The 19,427-nt window shown below is 64.0% G+C and carries 17 protein-coding genes and 1 pseudogene; 10 read left to right on the top strand and 8 right to left on the bottom strand.

Annotated elements, in window-relative coordinates; genetic code table 11:
• Window positions 1–6 precede the first annotated feature (6 nt).
• The 5 genes and pseudogenes from QIY50_09265 (at window position 7) to QIY50_09245 (ending at window position 5,526) form a co-directional block, all read left to right on the top strand.
• A complete protein-coding gene (locus tag QIY50_09265; protein ID WGV22338.1) occupies window positions 7–876 on the top strand; it encodes a LysR family transcriptional regulator in 870 nt (289 codons plus the stop codon).
• A 157-nt stretch (window positions 877–1,033) separates the two neighbouring features.
• Complete coding sequence (locus tag QIY50_09260) at window positions 1,034–2,092, top strand: putative 2-aminoethylphosphonate ABC transporter ATP-binding protein (GenBank protein WGV22337.1); 1,059 nt, start codon at window positions 1,034–1,036, stop codon at window positions 2,090–2,092.
• A gap of 1 nt (window position 2,093) precedes the next feature.
• Window positions 2,094–3,819: pseudogene (locus QIY50_09255) on the top strand (putative 2-aminoethylphosphonate ABC transporter permease subunit).
• An 18-nt stretch (window positions 3,820–3,837) separates the two neighbouring features.
• Window positions 3,838–4,863 (top strand): putative 2-aminoethylphosphonate ABC transporter substrate-binding protein, encoded by a 1,026-nt coding sequence (locus QIY50_09250; protein ID WGV22336.1) that lies wholly within the window; start codon window positions 3,838–3,840, stop codon window positions 4,861–4,863.
• A gap of 114 nt (window positions 4,864–4,977) precedes the next feature.
• The gene (locus QIY50_09245) at window positions 4,978–5,526 is read left to right on the top strand and encodes an HDIG domain-containing protein (protein WGV23028.1); all 549 of its coding nucleotides are present in this window, start codon (window positions 4,978–4,980) and stop codon (window positions 5,524–5,526) included.
• Between the two features lie 125 nt (window positions 5,527–5,651).
• Here the strand turns inward: QIY50_09245 and QIY50_09240 are convergent, their stop codons facing one another.
• The gene (locus tag QIY50_09240) at window positions 5,652–7,016 is read right to left on the bottom strand and encodes a GTPase/DUF3482 domain-containing protein (protein ID WGV22335.1); all 1,365 of its coding nucleotides are present in this window, start codon (window positions 7,014–7,016) and stop codon (window positions 5,652–5,654) included.
• Window positions 7,009–8,400: a DUF2868 domain-containing protein gene (locus QIY50_09235; protein ID WGV22334.1), complete on the bottom strand. Its 1,392-nt coding sequence runs from the start codon at window positions 8,398–8,400 to the stop codon at window positions 7,009–7,011. Before QIY50_09235 ends, QIY50_09240 begins: the two co-directional genes overlap by 8 nt.
• A gap of 54 nt (window positions 8,401–8,454) precedes the next feature.
• On the opposite strand from QIY50_09235, the gene QIY50_09230 reads away from it, so the two are divergent.
• Window positions 8,455–8,970: a dihydrofolate reductase gene (locus QIY50_09230; protein WGV22333.1), complete on the top strand. Its 516-nt coding sequence runs from the start codon at window positions 8,455–8,457 to the stop codon at window positions 8,968–8,970.
• Window positions 8,971–9,014: 44 nt separating this feature from the next.
• Here the strand turns inward: QIY50_09230 and QIY50_09225 are convergent, their stop codons facing one another.
• Window positions 9,015–9,221 (bottom strand): hypothetical protein, encoded by a 207-nt coding sequence (locus QIY50_09225; GenBank protein WGV23027.1) that lies wholly within the window; start codon window positions 9,219–9,221, stop codon window positions 9,015–9,017.
• Between the two features lie 147 nt (window positions 9,222–9,368).
• Window positions 9,369–10,760: an L-cystine transporter gene (locus QIY50_09220; GenBank protein WGV22332.1), complete on the bottom strand. Its 1,392-nt coding sequence runs from the start codon at window positions 10,758–10,760 to the stop codon at window positions 9,369–9,371.
• A gap of 244 nt (window positions 10,761–11,004) precedes the next feature.
• Between QIY50_09220 and QIY50_09215 the strand changes: the two genes are divergently transcribed.
• Entirely contained in the window at window positions 11,005–12,060 is a 1,056-nt protein-coding gene (locus QIY50_09215) for a haloacid dehalogenase-like hydrolase (protein WGV22331.1), read from the top strand.
• A 159-nt stretch (window positions 12,061–12,219) separates the two neighbouring features.
• Here QIY50_09215 and ilvD read toward each other — a convergent pair whose 3' ends face one another.
• Window positions 12,220–14,061 carry a dihydroxy-acid dehydratase gene (gene ilvD, locus QIY50_09210; protein ID WGV22330.1) on the bottom strand — a complete coding sequence of 614 codons (1,842 nt, stop codon included), beginning with the start codon at window positions 14,059–14,061 and terminating at the stop codon, window positions 12,220–12,222.
• Between the two features lie 478 nt (window positions 14,062–14,539).
• Here ilvD and QIY50_09205 point away from each other — a divergent pair, with 478 nt between their 5' ends.
• Complete coding sequence (locus tag QIY50_09205) at window positions 14,540–15,196, top strand: magnesium transporter (protein ID WGV22329.1); 657 nt, start codon at window positions 14,540–14,542, stop codon at window positions 15,194–15,196.
• A 139-nt stretch (window positions 15,197–15,335) separates the two neighbouring features.
• Here the strand turns inward: QIY50_09205 and QIY50_09200 are convergent, their stop codons facing one another.
• Window positions 15,336–16,532 (bottom strand): class I SAM-dependent rRNA methyltransferase, encoded by a 1,197-nt coding sequence (locus QIY50_09200; protein ID WGV22328.1) that lies wholly within the window; start codon window positions 16,530–16,532, stop codon window positions 15,336–15,338.
• A gap of 180 nt (window positions 16,533–16,712) precedes the next feature.
• Between QIY50_09200 and QIY50_09195 the strand changes: the two genes are divergently transcribed.
• A complete protein-coding gene (locus QIY50_09195) occupies window positions 16,713–17,525 on the top strand; it encodes an HDOD domain-containing protein (protein WGV23026.1) in 813 nt (270 codons plus the stop codon).
• Between the two features lie 3 nt (window positions 17,526–17,528).
• On the top strand, window positions 17,529–18,341 hold the full coding sequence (gene mutM, locus QIY50_09190; protein WGV22327.1) for a bifunctional DNA-formamidopyrimidine glycosylase/DNA-(apurinic or apyrimidinic site) lyase: 813 nt from the start codon (window positions 17,529–17,531) through the stop codon (window positions 18,339–18,341).
• 161 nt (window positions 18,342–18,502) lie between these two features.
• Here mutM and QIY50_09185 read toward each other — a convergent pair whose 3' ends face one another.
• Together QIY50_09185 and coaD are read right to left on the bottom strand one after the other, a co-directional pair.
• Complete coding sequence (locus tag QIY50_09185; protein ID WGV22326.1) at window positions 18,503–18,754, bottom strand: YfhL family 4Fe-4S dicluster ferredoxin; 252 nt, start codon at window positions 18,752–18,754, stop codon at window positions 18,503–18,505.
• 108 nt (window positions 18,755–18,862) lie between these two features.
• Window positions 18,863–19,342 carry a pantetheine-phosphate adenylyltransferase gene (gene coaD, locus QIY50_09180; protein ID WGV22325.1) on the bottom strand — a complete coding sequence of 160 codons (480 nt, stop codon included), beginning with the start codon at window positions 19,340–19,342 and terminating at the stop codon, window positions 18,863–18,865.
• Window positions 19,343–19,427: the final 85 nt, after the last annotated feature.

The raw sequence follows: 19,427 nt of genomic DNA, 5'->3' as shown, positions 1-19,427 counted from the left end.
ACGTGCATGCTGAGTTCGGAGCTGAAAGCCTTTTACATGGTGGCCCGCCTGGGCAGCATCACCCTGGCGGCGAAGAAGCTCGGGCTCAGCCAGCCCACGGTAACCACGCAGATCCGCAACCTGGAAGGCCAGTACGCGGTGGAGTTGTTCTACCGTGGCGGGCGGCGCCTGGTGCTGAGCGAGGAGGGCGTGCGCCTGCTGCCGATGGTAAAGGCGCTGTTGCAGCAGGAAGCGGACATCGAGTTCAAACTGCGCAACAGCAGCCAGGCGCAGGGCAGCCTGCGCATCGCGGCCACGGCGCCTTACTACATTCTCGACCTGGTGAAGATCTACCGCGAACGGCTGCCGCAGGTGGAAGTGGCGGTGGAAATCGGCAACTCGCAGCAAGTGCTGGAGATGCTCGACGACTACCGTGTGGATATCGCTGCTTCGTCGCAACTGCTGGAAGACGCGCGGCTGGTGCGGCGGGTGCTGGGGACTGACCCGTTGGTGGTGGCGGTGCATCGCAACCACCCGTTGGCACACCGCCAGGCGGTGTCCATTGATGTGGTGGCCGGGCATTGCCTGCTGATGCGCGAAAGAGGCTCGACCACACGTACGCTGACCGAGCAGATGATGCAGGAGGCAGGGGTGAAGGCCGGGACATTGCTGGAGATCAGCAGCCGCGAGTCGATCCGCGAGGCAGTGCTGCGCAATATCGGCATCAGCGTGATTGCCCGGCACGAGGTACCGCACAACCCTGAGTTGCGGGTGCTGGCGCTGGAGAACGCGCCGGTGATGCATGAGTACCTGTATTGCCTGAAGGAAAGGCGTCAGGCCCGGTTGCCGGCGGCCTTCCTTGGGGTGGCGCAGGAAGTGGCCGGCTCACACTTATAGATTTGTGTTGGCTTCTTCGCGGGCTTGCCCGCGAAGAGGTCCTGTCAGGCCACTACAAAATCTGCCTATACCACTATCACCCGCTTTTACCCTGAAGCCACAGAACCTTCGCACAGCCTTCCTAGCATGGCCCCCATCTCTTCGATGAGGCCCTGCCATGAACAACACCACCCCCGGCGCACAGATGACAGTGCGCAACATCCATAAGCGCTTCGGCGCCTTCACTGCGCTCAACGATGTCTCGCTGGACATCGCCGCCGGCGAACTGGTGTGTCTGCTCGGCCCGTCCGGCTGCGGCAAGACCACTCTGCTGCGTTGCATCGCCGGCCTGGAGCGCCAGGACCGCGGTACGTTGTACATCGGCGAGCGCGATATCTCCAAGCTGCCACCTCAGGCCCGTGACTACGGCATCCTGTTCCAGTCCTACGCACTGTTCCCCAATCTCACCGTCGAAGCCAATATCGCCTACGGCCTGACCGGCAGTGGCCGCGAGCAGGCCCGCCAGCGGGTGGCCAACATGCTCGAACTGGTAGGCCTTTCTGGTAGCGAGAAAAAGTACCCAGGCCAGCTTTCCGGTGGCCAGCAACAACGCGTGGCCCTGGCCCGCGCACTGGCACCGTCGCCCTCTTTGCTGCTGCTGGACGAGCCGATGTCGGCACTGGACGCCCGGGTGCGCGAGCACCTGTGCACCGAACTGCGCCAGCTGCAACGCCAGCTGGGTATCACCACGCTGATGGTCACCCACAACCAGGACGAAGCCATGCTCATGGCCGACCGCATCGCGGTGATGAACAACGGCCAGGTGGAGCAATATGCGACCCCGCAGCAGATCTACGACCAGCCGGCCACGCCGTTCGTTGCCGAGTTCGTCGGCCAGGGCAACTGGTTGCCGTTCCAGCGCAGCAGTGACAGCCATGCCCAGGTCGGTGGTATGAATATGCGCCTGGCTCCAGGTTCCGCCCAGGCCAGCAGCGGCCGGCTGTTCTGCCGCCCGGAGGCGATCACGGTCAACCCGGCGGTGCACGAAGAAAACCTGTTCCCGGCCATGGTCCGCGAAATTACCTTCCTCGGTAACCGCTGCCGCATGAGCTTCGAGCTCAAGGCCCTGCCGGGCCATGCACTGCTGGCGGAGCTGGCCCCCGAGGCCATGCCGCGCCTGGGTTCGCAGGACATCTGGGTGGCACTGCCGCCGCAGAGCCTGCAGGTGTTTGCCTGAGATGGCCGCGCCAATGTCCCTGCCGCTGAACCCGCCCAAAGTTGCGCCGCGTGCGGGCGTCGCCCTGGGTGACCGGTTGTTCGTCGTCGGCGGCAAGAGCCTGCTGCTGATCCTTCTGGTGCTGGCGGTGCTGATGCCGCTGCTGGCGATCTTCTGGCGCGGCTTCAGTGCCGAAGCAGGCCAGGGTGGTGGCCTGCTGGCGGCCCGCGAGCTGTTCGCCAGCGAAAACTTCCACTGGCTACTGGGCAACAGCCTGTCGGTGGCCTTCACGGTGGCGGCCATCGTGGTACCGCTGGCCTACCTGTTCGCCTACGCCCTGCAACGCACGCTGATTCCGGCCAAGGGCCTGTGGCGGGGCATTTCGCTGCTGCCGCTGCTGGCACCGTCGATGTTGCCGGCCATCGCCCTGGTCTACCTGTTCGGTAACCAGGGGCTGCTGCGCGGGTTGCTCAGCGACAACATCTATGGCTTCTGGGGGATTGTGCTGGGCGAGGCCATCTACACCTTCCCGCATGCCCTGATGATCCTGCTGTCGGCGCTGTCGCTGGCCGATGCACGCCTGTTCGACGCAGCGTCCAGCATGGGTGCCGGCCCTTGGCGGGCGTTCACCAGCATTACCTGGCCGGCTACGCGACAGGCAGTGTTCGCGGCGTTCTGCCTGGTCTTCACCCTGACCATCACCGATTTCGGAGTGCCGGTCGTGGTCGGCGGCGACTATCAGGTGCTGGCGCTGGAAGCCTACAAGGCGGTGGTCGGTCAGCAACAGTTCGGCCGTGGTGCGTTGATCGGCATGGTGTTGCTGGTGCCGGCGCTGCTCAGCTTTACCGTCGATGCCTGGCTGCGCCGGCGACAGGGCGAGGCCATGAGCGGCCGTGCCCAGGTGTTCGAGCCCAAGCCGTCGCGGGGCCGTGATGCCTGCTTCCTGATGATCGTGTTGCTGGTGTGCGCTGTGTTGCTGCTGGTGATCGGCATGGCGGTGTACTCGTCGCTGGTCACGTTCTGGCCGTACAACCTGTCGTTGTCGCTGCGTCACTACATGTTCGAAGACACCGCTGGTGGCGGCTGGCTGGCCTACCGCAACAGCGTGACCATGGCCATCGGCACCGCGCTGATCGGCAGCATGGTGATCTTCACCGGCGCCTACCTGATGGAGAAGACCCAGGGCCAACGCCTGCTCAACCAGGCGCTGCGCCTGCTCAGCTTCATTCCCATGGCCGTGCCAGGCCTGGTGCTGGGCCTGGGCTACGTATTCTTCTTCAACCTGAACGGCAACCCGCTGCATGTGTTCTACGGCGGCATGGGGCTACTGGTGGTGTGCACCATCGCCCACTACCTGACCACCGCTCAGATGACCGCGAGCACCGCCCTGCGCCAGCTTGACGGCGAATTCGAGGCCGCAGCGCTGTCGCTGAAGGCGCCTTTGTACAGGCACTTTCTGCGGGTGACCGTGCCGATCTGCCTGCCGGCGCTGCTCGACATCATTCGCTACCTGTTCGTCTCGGCGATGACCACCGTGTCGGCGGCGATATTCCTGTACAGCCCCGACACCATCCTGGCTGCCGTCGCCGTGCTTGAACATGGACGATGCCGGCAACGTCGGTGGTGCCGCCGCGATGTCCACGTTGATTCTGCTGACCAGTGCCGGCGCTTCACTGCTGCTGGCCGCAGCCTCACGCGGCCTGTTGCGCCGCTCCCAAGCCTGGCGCCAACGCGCCGCGACCGTCTGACCTGTAAGGAACCTCCCCATGTACAAGCACCTTGCACTTGCCGCTGCCGTTTCCGCCGTGTTCAGCCTGCAGGCTTCGGCCGCCGGGACCCAGCTGACGGTTTACACCGCCCTGGAAGCCGAGCAGCTGAAGAGCTACAAGCAGGCCTTCGAGAAGGCCAACCCGGACATCGAGATCAAGTGGGTCCGTGACTCCACCGGCATCATCACCGCCAAGCTGCTGGCCGAGAAAGACCGCCCGCAAGCCGACGCGGTGTGGGGCCTGGCCGCTTCCAGCCTGGCCATCCTCGACCAGAACGGCATGCTCGAAGCCTACGCACCGAAGGACCTGGGCAAGATTGCCGCCAACTACCGCGACGCTGCCAACCCGCCAGCCTGGGTCGGTATGGACGTGTGGGCCGCGACCCTCTGCTTCAATACCATCGAGGCCGAGAAGCAGGGCCTGAGCAAGCCGGTGAGCTGGCAAGACCTGACCAAGCCTGAGTACAAGGGCAAGATTGTCATGCCGAACCCGGCCTCCTCCGGCACCGGCTTCCTGGATGTCAGTGCCTGGTTGCAGACGTTTGGCGAGCCGCAGGGTTGGGCGTACATGGATGCGCTGCACCAGAATATCGGCCAGTACGTTCACTCCGGTTCCAAGCCGTGCAAGCTTGCCGCGGCGGGTGAATTCCCGATCGGTATTTCGTTCGAGTACCCGGCCGTGCAGCTCAAGCGCCAGGGCGCGCCGCTGGACATCGTGCTGCCGAAGGAAGGCCTGGGCTGGGAGATCGAGGCGACGGCGGTGATCAAGGGTTCGCCCAATGCGGATGCGGCCAGGCGCCTGGCTGATTTCTCGGCAAGCCCGGCGGCCATGGAGCTGTACAAGGAGAACTTCGCCGTGCTGGCCGCGCCGGGCATTGCCAAGCCACAGACCGAACTGCCGGCGGATTATGAACAGCGCCTGATCAAGAACGACTTTGCCTGGGCCTCGAAGAACCGTGACCAGATCCTGGCCGAATGGCGCAAGCGCTATGACGGCAAGTCGGAGAAGTTGGTCCAGCAGTAACCTGCACCGGCCTCTTCGCAGCACAAGGCTGCTCCTACGGGGCGGCGACAACCTGTAGGAGCAGCCTTGTGCTGCGAAGAAGCCACCACCAAAACAAGCCAGGAGAAGACGATGATGCCCACCCCAGCCCAGATCATTGACAGCACCTTCGCGCTGTACGAACGCCACGGCAGTGATGACTACATCGGCGAAGCCATCACCCAGCTTGAACACATGTCCCAGGCCGCGCAACTGGCCATGGCTGAAGGCTTCGACGACGAAGTGGTGCTGGCGGCGTTCTTCCACGACATCGGCCATCTGTGCGGCGGTGACGCCAGCATGGGCGGCTATGGCGTGGTCAGCCATGAGCGCATCGGCGCCGAGTACTTACGCCGCTGTGGCTTCGGCGAACGCATGGCGCGGCTGGTGCAGTATCACGTGGAGGCCAAGCGCTACCTGACTTTGCGCCAGCCTGGGTATTACCAGCGGTTGAGTGAAGCGAGCCGGCGGACCTTGGAGTATCAGGGGGGCGTGATGAGCAAGGACGAGGCGGATGTGTTCGAGCGGGATCCGCTGTTCGAGGTGAGCTTGCGGATGAGGGAGTGGGATGAAATGGCCAAGGAGATTGGGGTGCCGGTGGTTGATCTGGGTGGGTTGAAGCAGAGGGCTTTGGCACTGCTTTGAGAGATGGGCGGCCTGTGCCGGCCTCTTCGCGGGTAAACCCGCTCCCACAGGAATAGTGCATATCTCAAGGAATGTGAGATACCTGTGGGAGCGGGCAAGCCCGCGAAGAGGCCAGGCCTGCCCACTCAAAACTGTGAAACCAGCGCCTCCAGCTGCTCCTGCCGCTCAGCCTGGTTAAGCTTCGCCCCAGGGTTCAACGTGGACCACTGCGGATGCGCCCTCGCCTTCACCAGCGCCTCCGGCAACTTGCCCTCCCGCCAGGCCTTCTCATCCAGTTCCCCCAGCCGAATGCTGTCCTGCGCCGCATGCCCGCGGTTTTCCAGCGCCACCATCAACTGCTGCTGACGCAAGGCCAACAAGCGCAACACCGTATCGTCCACCGTCAGCTCGCGCTTGCCCTTGAGCTTGCCCATCAAGCGTGAACCATAGTTGCGCGCCGTCTGCAGCGCGCCACCGGCAATCGCCCCGGCCAGGGCGGCAGCCCCCAGTGTCAGGCCACCGACCAGCAGGTCCACCCCGGCACCCGCCGCGGCACCGGCGGCCACACCACTGCCCAAGCGCACGCCCAGCAGCTTCAAGGTTTCGGGATTGAACAGGTCATCGCCCCAACGGCCATCCAGCAGCGGCAGGTCGCTGGCATGGGCGTCCTCGCGGCGGAAGGCATACAGCTTGAGCAGTGCCTCGACGCAGCGCTGTTCGCGCTGGCGCACCTCCTGGCGCAAGGCCTCGATGGCCCGGGCTTCGGCAGCCGGGTCGGCCTCGACGCTGCGCCGGCATGCGGCGCAGTCCAGCAGCAGCTCGGCAATCAGGCGTTTGCCGCTGTGCCGGCGTGCCAGGCGCTGTGCCTGCTGGTCATCGATCAACCGCTGCAGGGCCGGGCGGGCGTCTTCCAACAGCAGGGCCAGGCTTTCGTACAAACGGCGCTCGCCATCCTCTGGTGGGGCCACGCTGTCGAACCGCACCAACGCGTGAAGCCCAAGCCTGGCAAGGGCTTCACGCCATTGCGGTTCGCGGTGCTGATGGCTGGCGACGAAATTGAGCACCGGCAGCAGCGGCTTGCCGCAGCTGGCCAGCACTTCCAGTTCGTCGCGGTATTTGGCCAGCACCGGTTCGCGGGCGTCGATCACATACAAGCCGGCATTGCTGGCCAGCAACTGGCGCAGCACTTTGGCCTCCTGCTCGAAACGCTGGCGTGCCTCGCTGCCTTGCAGAAAGCGCTCGAGGCGGGCCGGGCCGTCAAGGCGCTCGCCCGGGCGTTCCAGGCGTTCGAGGTAGTCGAGCAGGGCGATGGCGTCTTCCAGGCCCGGAGTGTCGTACAGCTCGAGCAAGGGTTCACCGTCCACCGACAGCCGCGCACCTTCCACATGACGGGTGGTGCTGGGGCGGTGGGAAACTTCGCCAAAGCCTACGTCGCGGGTCAAGGTGCGCAGCAGCGAAGTCTTGCCGACGTTGGTGTGGCCGACCACGGCCAGTTTCAGTGGCTCAGTCATGACCATGCTCCAGCCAGGTCAGCGGCGAGGTCTCGGCATGCACCAGGCCAAGGCGGTCGAGGGCTTCGTGCCAGTCGCCCAGGCGTTGGGCGTCCAGGGCCTCGCCTGGTGCGGCCTGCAGCAGCCAGATGCGGGTCGCACCGGCGTTGCGTGCCAGTTCGGCGAGCAGCGCCAGGCTGCCGCGGTCGGGCGAGCGGCGCGGGTCGCAGGCGATGGCCAGGCGTGCGGGGGGGAACCGGCTGAGCTGTTCGAGCAGGCGGTTGCGCGATTCGCGGCTGTCGAGCACGCCGGCACTGGTCACGCTTTTCGGCAGGGCGGGTGGCCAGGGATGCTGGTCGTCCAGCTCCAGGCCGACCAGCAGGGCACCGCTGCTGCCGCTTTCCAGCTGGCCAGCGGCAAACTGTGGCAAGGCTTCGGGCGCGGCATCCTGCACGCCGATGCGTTCGCTGCGCGGCATCAGCGCTTCGCGCAGTTGCGCATAGCCGGGCAGGCTGAGGTCCAGCACCAGGCGTTGGTGGCCCTGGCGCCAGCGCCACAGGCACAGCCCGGCCAACAGCAGGCGCGGCAGCAGGCCGTACACCAGCACCACGCCAAGCAGCCAGCTGGCCCAGGCCTGGCGTGCCAAGTCCAGGGCCGGCTGGCTGACGCCGCTGGCGCGGATCATGGCCTCGTCGGGTACCGTGAAGCCCAGTAACGAGGGCAGCGCGCCCAAGGCCCGGGTCAGGTGGATGAACGGGTCGGCGGCGAGCAGGGTGGTTTCCCAGACAAAGCCATAGCGCCGGGTCGCCAACAAGGCCAGTAGCATGCCCAGCGCGGTGATCATCGCCAGCAGCCACAGGCCATGCACCAGCAGGCCGAGCAACCAGCGGTTGAGGCGCTGGCGTTGCAGCAGCACCAGCAGCGCCGGCGCCAGGTGCGCGGCCTTGGCATCACGGGCGAAGCGTTCGCTCAGCCACAACCACAGGCGGCCCAGCCCCGCGCCATGCTCGCCGCTCAGGGCAAAGCCGATGGCCCAGCCCAGCAGCATCAGCAGGTTCAGCCCGAGCAGGCTGCCCAGGGCCCAAAACACATTCACCGGGCGTTGTCCGTCGCCCAGGGCGGCCAGTGCCATCCCGGCACCGCTGAGCACGGCCAGCAGCAGCAAGGCCAGCAGCGCCAGGCGTGCGCCCTGCTTCCAGTGGCGCAGGGCGGTGCTGATACCGTCGCGTTCGGCCAGGAACAGGGCACGGGTTTCGATGCGGGCCGCCAGGTCACCGCCTGCCTTGCGGGCGCGGCGGTTGGCTTCCTGATCCTCCAGGGGGCCGGCATGTTCCTCGCGCAGGCGTACCGCTTCGGTGAGCCAGCGCTTGTCCAGTGAAGTCGGTGCGGTCACAAGGTCTTCCATTGCACAGGTCAGGGCAGAAGCATAACCCACACGCCCGATGCTATCCTCGCTGGCATGAATACATCACTCCCCCTCAGCCTGATCGCGGCTCACGCCGAGAACCGCGTGATCGGCATCGACAATTCCATGCCCTGGCATCTGCCGGGGGACTTCAAGTACTTCAAGGCCACTACCCTGGGCAAGCCGATCATCATGGGGCGCAAGACCTGGGACTCGCTGGGCAGGCCGCTGCCTGGGCGGTTGAATATCGTGGTCAGCCGGCAGGCAGGGCTGGAACTGGCGGGGGCCGAGGTGTTTGGCTCGCTGGAAGAGGCGCTGGTGCGTGCCGAGCAGTGGGCGCGTGAGCAGGGCGCCGACGAGCTGATGCTGATTGGCGGGGCACAGCTGTATGGACAGGCGCTGGAGAAGGGGTTGGTCAGCCGCATGTACCTGACGCGGGTCGAGTTGTCGCCAGAGGGGGATGCCTGGTTCCCGGAGTTCGATCGGGGGCAGTGGAAGCTGGTGTCGAGCGAGGCGCAGGTTGAGGAAGGCAAGCCTGGGTATCACTTCGAGGTCTGGGACAGGGCTTGAGATTGCCGGGGCTGCCTTGCAGCCCTTTCCGACCGGTCCGGCGCTCAGGTGAGCAGCTTGATGATCAATGCGGTGACAGTAGCCACCGTGGTGACGAAACCGACGGCGATGGCCACCGGGTACCAGAAGGTTTCGCGAGTCATTTTGCCGGCTTCAGCATTCAGCTTGCGTGTCTCGGCCATCAACTTATCCACTTCGACGCGGATCTTGGCAACCTCGACTCGGATCTTTTCGGCTTCTGCCTGGGTCATGTCGTACTGCTGCATGGTGGTTCCTTTCCATCGGCGTATTCGCTAGCCCGGCTAGCAGTATAGCAACGCCAATAGCCAGCTATTGCTTGCTTCCCATGCCATTGCGTTACTGGATATTGGGGGGCCGCATAGCGCCCCCCTTTCTGATCAGGTATGGCTCAGCTCGGCATGTTCATCGCCAGCCAGCACTTGTTTGTCGGTCTCTTTCAGCAGCTGGCTGGTCACCACCCCCGCCGTCATCGAGCCGTTCACGTTCAACGCCGTACGGCCCATGTCGATCAGCGGCTCCACCGAAATCAGCAACGCCACCAGTTCCACCGGCAAGCCCATGGCCGGCAACACGATCAGCGCGGCGAAAGTCGCACCGCCACCTACGCCGGCAACCCCGGCCGAACTCAGGGTGACGATGGCCACCAGGGTGGCGATCCACAGCGGATCGAAGGTATCGATGCCCACCGCCGGCGCCACCATCACCGCCAACATGGCAGGATAGAGGCCGGCGCAGCCGTTCTGGCCAATGGTGGTACCGAACGATGCGCTGAAGCTGGCAATCGACTGTGGCACACCCAGGCGGCGGGTTTGCGCTTCGATGTTCAGCGGAATGCTGGCGGCGCTGGAGCGGCTGGTGAAGGCGAAGGTCAGCACCGGCCACACCTTGCGGAAGAAACGCAACGGGCTCACGCCGGTAGCGGCAAGGATCACGCCGTGCACCACGAACATCAGCGCCAGGCCCAGGTACGACACCACCACGAAGCTGCCCAGCTTGAGGATATCTTCCATGTTCGAGCTGGCCACTACCTTGGTCATCAGCGCCAGCACGCCATACGGGGTCAGCTTCATCACCACCCGCACCAGGCGCATCACCCAGGCCTGCAGGGTGTCGATGGCCGACAGCGCGCGCTCGCCTTTCTCGGCATCGTCCTTGATCAGTTGCAGCGCGGCCAGGCCAAGGAACACGGCAAAGATCACCACGCTGATGATCGAGGTCGGCTTGGCCCGTGCCAGGTCACCCACCGGGTTGCTGGGGATGAACGACAGCAGCAGCTGCGGGATGTTGAGGTCGGCGACCTTGCCGGCGTAGTCGCTGTGGATAACCTGCATGCGTGCGCTTTCCTGGGCGCCAGCCACCAGGCCTTCGGCGCTGAGGCCGAACAGGTTGGTCAGGACGATGCCGATCAACGCGGCAATTGCGGTGGTCAGCAGCAGGGTGCCGATGCTCAGCACGCTGATGCGGCCGAGCGACGAGGCATTGTGCAGGCGTGCCACCGCACTGAGGATCGAGGCGAAGATCAGCGGCATGACGATCATCTGCAACAGGCCGACGTAACCGTTGCCGACCAGGTCGAGCCAGGCGATGGTGGCCTTGAGCACGGGGTGGCCAGCGCCATAGATCGTGTGCAGGACCAGGCCGAAGACAACGCCCAGCACCAGGCCCAGCAACACCTTCTTGGCCAGGCTCCAGTCGGTGCGGCGGGTTTGTGCCAGGCCCAGCAACAGGGCCAGGAACGCCAGCAGGTTAAGGGACAGCGGCAGGTTCATTGAAGCTCCAGCAGAAAAAAGCAGAAGAGGCATCGCCTCTGTGAGCGATTGCGAACGGAAATGCTAACAGGCTGAAAACAAACGAATTTATACCCAAATGGAATGTGCATAGTCGCTTATGGAATAACGACATGTCGCGGATTGCAATGAACGCGACGTTTACGGCTGCATGAGGGTCGTTATGAAAGGCCGTCGGCAACGCTCGTTGCACTAGCGTTTCCCGGTCATTTCAGGAGATTCGTACATGAAATCTGCTCCGAAAGCTGTCGCTGTCGCCCTGTCCCTGCTGTTCAGTATCGAAACCTTCGCCACCGAGCTCAAGCACTGGCCGGCCGAGGCCGCCAAGCAACTCGACACCCTGATTGCCGCCAATGCCAACAAGGGCAACTACGCAGTGTTCGACATGGACAACACCAGCTACCGTTACGACCTTGAAGAGGCCTTGCTGCCGTTCATGGAAAACAAGGGCCTGCTGAGCCGCGACAAGCTCGACCCGTCGCTGAAGCTGATGCCGTTCAAGGATACCGCCGAGCACAAGGAAAGCCTGTTCAGCTACTACTACCGGCTGTGTGAAGTCGACGACATGGTCTGCTACCCATGGGTAGCCCAGGTATTTTCGGGCTTCACGCTGCAAGAGCTGAAGGTGCAGGTGGATGAGATGATGGCTTCGGGCAAGCCGATCCCCAGCACTTACTACGAAGGTGACCAGGTCAAGGCCATCGAGGTGCAGCCGCCGAAGGTCTTCAAGGGGCAGGCGGAGCTGTACAACAAGCTGATGGAGAACGGCATCGAGGTCTACGTGATTTCTGCCGCATCCGAGGAGCTGGTGCGCATGGTCGCCTCGGACCCCAAGTACGGTTACAACGTGAAGCCGCAGAACGTGATTGGCGTGAGCCTGTTGCTGAAGGACCGCGCCAGCGGCCAGCTGACTACAGCGCGCAAGCAGATCAGTGCCGGGCACTATGATGCCAAGGCCAACCTGGGGCTGGAGCTGACCCCTTACCTTTGGACCCCGGCCACGTGGATGGCGGGTAAGCAGGCGGCGATCCTGACCTATATCGATGAGTGGAAGAAGCCGGTATTGGTAGGGGGCGATACGCCGACCAGCGATGGCTACATGCAGTTCCATGGCGTGGATGTGGGCAAAGGCGGCATCCACCTGTGGATAAACCGCAAGGCCAAATACATGGACCAGCTGAACGGGATGATTGCGAAGAATGCGGCGGCGCAGGCCAAGGAAGGGCTGCCGGTGACGGCGGACAAGAACTGGGTGATCGTGACGCCGGAGCAAATCCAGTAAGCCTTGTGGCGCCTGTGCTGGCCTCTTCGCGGGCACGCCCGCTCCCACAGGGATTCGCGCCGTACCTGTGGGAGCGGGCGCGCCCGCGAAGAGGCCGATACAGGCCCATAAAAAAACCGGCGCTCAAGGCGCCGGTTCTTCTTTCACACTAGAAGAGCCTCACAGCCCTTCCAGCATCGCCTTGTTACGCACAGCACCCTTGTCGGCACTGGTCGCCAGCAGGGCGTAGGCCTTCAGCGCGGTGGTCACCTTGCGTGGGCGTACTTCAGCTGGCTTCCAGCCCTTCTTGTCCTGCTCGACACGGCGCTCGGCCAGCTCTGCGTCGCTGACCTGCAGGTTGATCGAACGATTCGGAATGTCGATCAGCACCTTGTCGCCGTCGCGCACCAGGCCGATGGCGCCGCCAGCAGCGGCTTCCGGCGAGGCGTGGCCGATGGACAGGCCCGAGGTACCGCCCGAGAAGCGACCGTCGGTGAGCAGGGCGCAGGCCTTGCCCAGGCCCTTGGACTTCAGGTACGAGGTCGGGTAGAGCATTTCCTGCATGCCCGGGCCACCTTTCGGGCCTTCGTAGCGGATGATCACGATGTCGCCGGCCTTCACTTCGTCGGCGAGGATGCCGCGTACGGCGCTGTCCTGGCTCTCGAAGATCTTCGCGGTGCCTTCGAACACCAGGATCGACTCGTCGACACCGGCGGTTTTCACCACGCAGCCATCCAGTGCGATGTTGCCGTACAGCACGGCCAGGCCGCCTTCTTGCGAGTAGGCGTGCTCGACACTGCGGATGCAGCCTTCGGCGCGGTCCAGGTCCAGGCTCGGCCAGCGGGTCGACTGGCTGAACGCGGTCTGGGTCGGGATGCCGGCAGGGCCGGCCTTGAAGAAGGTATGTACGGCTTCGTCATCGGTCTGGGTGATGTCCCACTTGGCGATGGCTTCTTCCATGCTGCGGCTGTGTACGGTCGGCAGGTCGGTGTGCAGCAGGCCGCCACGGGCCAGCGAACCGAGGATGCTGAAGATGCCGCCGGCACGGTGCACGTCTTCCATATGATACTTCTGGATGTTCGGCGCAACCTTGCACAGCTGCGGCACCTTGCGCGACAGGCGGTCGATGTCGCGCAGGTCGAATGCCACCTCGGCTTCCTGGGCGGCGGCCAGCAGGTGCAGGATGGTGTTGGTCGAGCCGCCCATGGCGATGTCGAGCATCATGGCGTTCTCGAACGCCTTGAAATTGGCGATGTTGCGCGGCAATACCGACTCGTCGTTTTCGCCGTAGTAGCGCTTGCACAGCTCGACGATGGTGCGGCCAGCGGTAAGGAACAACTGCTCGCGGTCGGCGTGGGTGGCCAGGGTCGAACCGTTGCCCGGCAGGGCCAGGCCCAGTGCTTCGGTCAGGCAGTTCATCGAGTTGGCGGTGAACATGCCGGAGCACGAACCGCAGGTCGGGCAGGCGCTGCGCTCGTATTCGGCGACTTTTTCGTCGGACGCCGAGGAGTCGGCGGCAATGACCATGGCGTCGACCAGGTCCAGGCCGTGGCTGGCCAGCTTGGTCTTGCCGGCTTCCATCGGGCCGCCGGACACGAAGATTACCGGGATGTTCAGGCGCAGGGCGGCCATCAGCATGCCAGGGGTGATCTTGTCGCAGTTGGAGATGCACACGATGGCGTCGGCGCAGTGGGCGTTGACCATGTACTCCACGGCGTCGGCGATGATCTCGCGGCTTGGCAGCGAGTACAGCATGCCGTCGTGGCCCATGGCGATGCCGTCATCGACCGCGATGGTGTTGAATTCCTTGGCCACGCCACCGGCGCGTTCGATTTCGCGGGCGACCAGCTGGCCCAGGTCCTTCAGGTGCACGTGGCCCGGGACGAACTGGGTGAACGAGTTGGCGATGGCGATGATCGGTTTCTTGAAGTCCTCGTCCTTCATCCCGGTGGCACGCCACAGGGCACGGGCACCGGCCATGTTGCGGCCTTGGGTGGAAGTCTTGGAACGATAATCAGGCATGAAACACTCCTGGCGGCTTAATCAGGTCACAAAAAGGGGAGTGAGCTTTCTTGTCCTTTGTACCGCAGGCCGGTTGCCACTGGCACGGATGGGGCCGAAGACCGCGACGGGATCGCCGCGTGCTTGGGCAGAGCTCATAAACCCGCCGGGGATGACTGGCGATGAATAGGCCGATTCTACACCGCTGGCGCGGCGAGGGAATGGCGATGTGTCTGGGCGGTGGTTTTGGCTTTATGACCGGTTGATTGTAGGACGCTTCTGAATCGCCAGTGAAGGGGCTGACCGGCACATAGAGAGCCTCTATTATCCCGCCGCCGCATGTGCGGTTTCACGAGATATCCCTCAATGGACCTTCCCAGTTACCGGTTCCACACGAACCTGCTATCTGGCACTGAGCGCGCCGCCGCCAGGGCTGCCGAAGGCTTGAGTCCGCGAGGCTGAGGTCTGTGGGCGCCCGGTCCGGCGCCTGGAGAACTTCATGCAACATCAAACTGATAAAAGCGTCCTTCAGCCAGACGCCCATGCGGCCCTCGAGGCGCAACGGCGCGAGGCCACCGAGGACTTCCACAGAGGCGCTTCGATCACCAGTCACGTTGGCAACCTGCGCGATGCAACCCTGGGGCTGCTTTACCGCAAACGCGTGCTGTGGCTGGTGTTACTGGTGTTTGGCAACCTGTTTTCCGGAGCGGGTATTGCAGCCTTCGAAGAAACCATCGCCGCACACATTGCCCTGGTGTTTTTTCTGCCGTTGCTGGTGGACAGCGGCGGTAACGCCGGTGCCCAGTCGGCAACGCTGATGGTTCGAGGGTTGGCCACAGGCGAGGTGGTCATGCGCGATTGGTGGCGCATGCTGGGGCGTGAATGTGGCGTGGCGCTGGCGTTGGGCGCAACCATGGCCGTTGCAGTGGCATCTTTGGGTGTGCTGCGGGGCGGGCCGCAGATAGCCGTGATCGTAGCCAGCAGCATGGTGGTGATCGTGCTGGTGGGCAGCCTGATCGGCATGAGCCTGCCGTTCCTGCTTAGCCGCTTCAAGCTTGACCCGGCCACGGCAAGCGGGCCGCTGATCACATCGATAGCCGATGCGGCTGGGGTGCTCGTGTATTTTGGTATTGCGACGCAGGTGTTGGGGATCTGACGCTGTCTCGTGCCGGTTTCACCGGCCTCATCGCCGGCAAGCCAGCTCCACAGGTACTGCACAGGTCTCGAGGGCTGTGGTGATCCTGCGGGAGCTGGCTTGCCGGCGATGGGGCCGGTGCAAGCCGTCTGGATATCGGTCAGCTGTTTGGCAGCAACCGGCAGGTGATGCTCTTGATGTAGCGGGTTTCGGCGATGGCCGGGTGCACCGGGTGGTCCGGGCCTTGGCCGCCGCGTTCGAGCAACTGCAGGTTGCGGTCCAGATGGCGGGCGCTGGTGAGCAGGATGTTGTGCAGGTCGTCCTCGGGCAGGTGCATGGAGCACGAGGCACTGACCAGGATGCCGTCCTTGGTCAGCATGCGCATGGCCTGCTCGTTCAGGCGGCGGTAGGCCGCTTCGCCGTTTTTCAGGTCTTTCTTGCGCTTGATGAAGGCGGGTGGGTCGGCAATGATCACGTCGAAGCGCTCTTCGGCGGCTTTGAGTTCGCGCAGGGCCTCGAACACATCGCCTTCGATGCAGGTCAGCTTCTCGCTGATGCCGTTCAGGGCCGCATTACGTTCCACGCCGTCCAGGGCAAAGCCCGAGGCGTCGACGCAGAACACTTCGCTGGCGCCGAAGGCACCGGCCTGCACACCCCAGCCACCGATATAGCTGAACAGGTCGAGCACGCGCTTGCCTTTCACGTACGGTGCCAGGCGTGCACGGTTCATGCGGTGGTCGTAGAACCAGCCGGTCTTCTGGCCTTCGCGTACCGGGGCTTCGAACCTGACGCCGTTCTCTTCCAGCGGCACCCAGTCCGGCACTTCGCCGTACACGGTCTCGACATAGCGCTGCAGGCCTTCGGCATCACGTGCAGAGGAGTCGTTCTTGAACAGAATGCCGCTTGGCTTGAGCACCTGTACCAGGGCTGCAATCACGTCGTCCTTGTGCGCTTCCATGGTGGCCGAGGCCAATTGCACCACGAGGATGTCGAAGAAACGATCGACCACCAGACCTGGCAGCAGGTCGGAGTCGCCATAGACCAGGCGGTAGCACGGTTGGTCGAACAGGCGCTGACGCAGCGACAGGGCAACGTTCAGGCGGTGCACCAGCAGCGACTTGTCCAGCGGCAGCTTGGCGTCGCGCGACAGCAGGCGGGCGCAGATCAGGTTGTTCGGGCTCAGTGCAACGATACCCAGTGGCTTGCCGTTGGCCGCCTCGAGAACGGCCTGCTGGCCGGCCTGGAAGCCTTGCAGCGGGGTCGCGGTGACGTCGACTTCGTTGCTGTAGACCCACAGGTGGCCGGCGCGCAGGCGGCGGTCGGCATTGGCTTTGAGGCGAAGGCTTGGCAGGGACATGACGTCGCTCCGGGAAAAAGAGCGGGATTATAACGTGTCTGCTGTGCTTTCGCCTTTAGCGGTGCAGGCCTGTGACGGCGAGCACCTGGAGGGTTAGAATCGCCGGTCCCAAACGAGTGTGTACGTATGTCCCAAGAACTCAGCGCCGAACAGATCCAGCAAGCCTTGCAAGGCATCACCATTCCGCCGCAACCGCAGATCATGGTCGATCTGCAGTTCGAGCAGTACATGCCAGACCCGGACCTGGAAACCATCGCCAAGCTGATTTCGCAGGACCCGGGCCTCTCGGGCGCCTTGCTCAAGCTGGTCAACTCCCCGCATTTCGGCCTTTCCAACAAGATCGGCTCGATCCAGCGCGCGGTGAACCTGCTGGGCAGCCGTTCGATCATCAACCTGATCAACGCCCAGTCGATCAAGGGCGAGATGACCGACGAAACCATCGTTACCCTCAACCGCTTCTGGGACACTGCCCAGGACGTGGCGATGACCTGCCTGACCCTGGCCAAGCGCACCGGCATCCAGCCGGCGGACGAAGCTTATACCCTGGGCCTGTTCCATGACTGTGGCGTGCCGCTGATGCTCAAGCGCTTCCCCGATTACATGGAGGTGCTGGAGGAGGCCTATGCCAAGGCCGACGAGGAGACCCGCGTGGTCGACACCGAAAACCACGCGTTCAACACCAACCATTCGGTAGTCGGCTATTTCACCGCCAAGTCCTGGCGCTTGCCGGAGCACCTGAGCGCGGCCATCGCCAACCACCACAATGCCCTGGCGGTGTTCCGCGACGAGAGCTCGCGCAATACCCAGCTGAAAAACCTGCTGGCGGTACTGAAAATGGCCGAGCACATCTGCGCCTCCTACCGGGTACTGGGCAACCAGGCCGTGGACCACGAATGGAATGTGGTCGGCCCGCTGGTGCTCGATTACATTGGTTTGTCGGAATACGATTTCGAAAACCTCAAGCAGAACATTCGCGAGTTGGGCGGGCACTGATACATGCCGGAATTGCCAGAAGTAGAAACCACCCGGCGCGGTATTGCGCCTCATCTGGAAGGCCAGCGTGTCAGCCGGGTGGTGGTGCGTGACCGGCGCCTGCGCTGGCCGGTTCCGGAAGACCTGGATGTGCGCCTGTCAGGGCAGCGCATCGTCAATGTCGAGCGGCGTGCCAAGTACCTGTTGATCAACGCCGAGGTCGGTACCCTGATCAGTCACCTGGGCATGTCGGGCAACCTGCGCCTGGTCGAGCTGGGTTTGCCGGCGGCCAGGCATGAGCACGTGGATATCGAGCTGGAGTCGGGGTTGATGCTGCGCTACACCGACCCGCGCCGCTTTGGCGCGATGCTGTGGAGCCTGGACCCGCACAACCATGAACTGCTGTTGCGCCTGGGGCCGGAGCCACTGACCGACCTGTTCGACGGTGAGCGGCTGTTCCAGCTGTCCCGTGGGCGGTCGATGGCGGTCAAGCCGTTCATCATGGACAACGCGGTCGTGGTGGGGGTGGGCAACATCTACGCCACCGAGGCGCTGTTTGCCGCCGGCATCGATCCTCGTCGGGCAGCGGGCGGGATTTCCCGGGCGCGCTACCTGAAGCTGGCGATCGAGATCAAGCGTGTGCTGGCGGCGGCGATCGAGCAGGGTGGCACCACGCTACGCGACTTCATCGGCGGCGACGGGCAGCCGGGGTACTTCCAGCAGGAATTGTTCGTGTACGGGCGGGGCGGGCAGCCGTGCAAGGTATGTGGCACGGAGTTGCGCGAGGTGAAGCTGGGGCAACGGGCGAGTGTGTATTGCCCGCGCTGTCAGCGCTGAGGCTTACAGGCGATTGCTGTCCCCTGTAGGAGCGGCCTTGTGTCGCGAAGGGGTGCGAAGCGCCCCCAAAATTTCAGCTTCGCCGCAGAAATCGCCAGGGCCGCTGCGCGGCCCATCGCGACACAAGGCCGCTCCTACAGGGACCGCGCAGGCCTGTGGGTTCAGGCTTTGCCGGTGATTCGGCGGTACTTGGCCATCAGCTCTTCTTCGGTTTCCGGGTGCGCTTCATCCAGCGGGATGCAGTCGACCGGGCAAACCTGCTGGCATTGCGGCTCGTCGTAATGGCCCACGCACTGGGTGCACAGGTTAGGGTCGATCACGTAGATCTCTTCGCCTTGGGAGATGGCCTCGTTCGGGCACTCGGGTTCGCAGACGTCGCAGTTGATGCAATCGTCGGTGATGATCAGGGACATGGGGACTCCGGCCGGGGCTCAGCGCCCGGGCATGTTCAACGCAGTGGGCACAATTGTGCCGCATTCGCGCCCGCAGTGCACGCGGGCGCGATGATCAGCTGCCAAAGATCACTTCTTGAAGCGTTCGGTCAGCGCCTCGGCCACCACCGGGTGGACGAACTTGCTGATATCACCGCCCAGTGCGGCAATTTCCCGGACCAGGGTCGAGGAAATGAACGAGTAGCGCTCCGAAGGCGTAAGGAACAGGCTTTCGACGTCGGGGGCCAGTTGCCGGTTCATGTTCGCCAGCTGGAACTCGTACTCGAAGTCGGACACCGCGCGCAGGCCACGCAGGAAGACGTTGGCGCCCTGTTCCTTGGCGAAATGCGCCAGCAGCGAGGAGAAGCCGATGACTTCGACATTGGGCAGGTGCTTGGTGACCTCACGGGCGAGCTCCACCCGTTGTTCCAGCGGGAACAGCGGGTTTTTCTTGGGGCTGGCCGCCACCGCGATGATCACGTGGTCGAACAGCCGCGAGGCGCGCTCGACCAGGTCGCCATGGCCTTTGGTAATGGGGTCGAAAGTACCCGGGTACAACACTCGGTTCATCGCGTCATCCTGGCTGGAGTGCGTTGGGGAGTCGGATGGTAGCGCAGCGACGGCGCCCCGGCCAAGTCATGCGGCCGGCTGATGG

The organism is Pseudomonas putida (assembly GCA_029953615.1).
Classification (GTDB): Bacteria; Pseudomonadota; Gammaproteobacteria; order Pseudomonadales; family Pseudomonadaceae; genus Aquipseudomonas.
The sequence above is the reverse complement of the archived record's forward strand: the minus strand, read 5'-3'. Positions and strand labels throughout refer to the sequence as shown.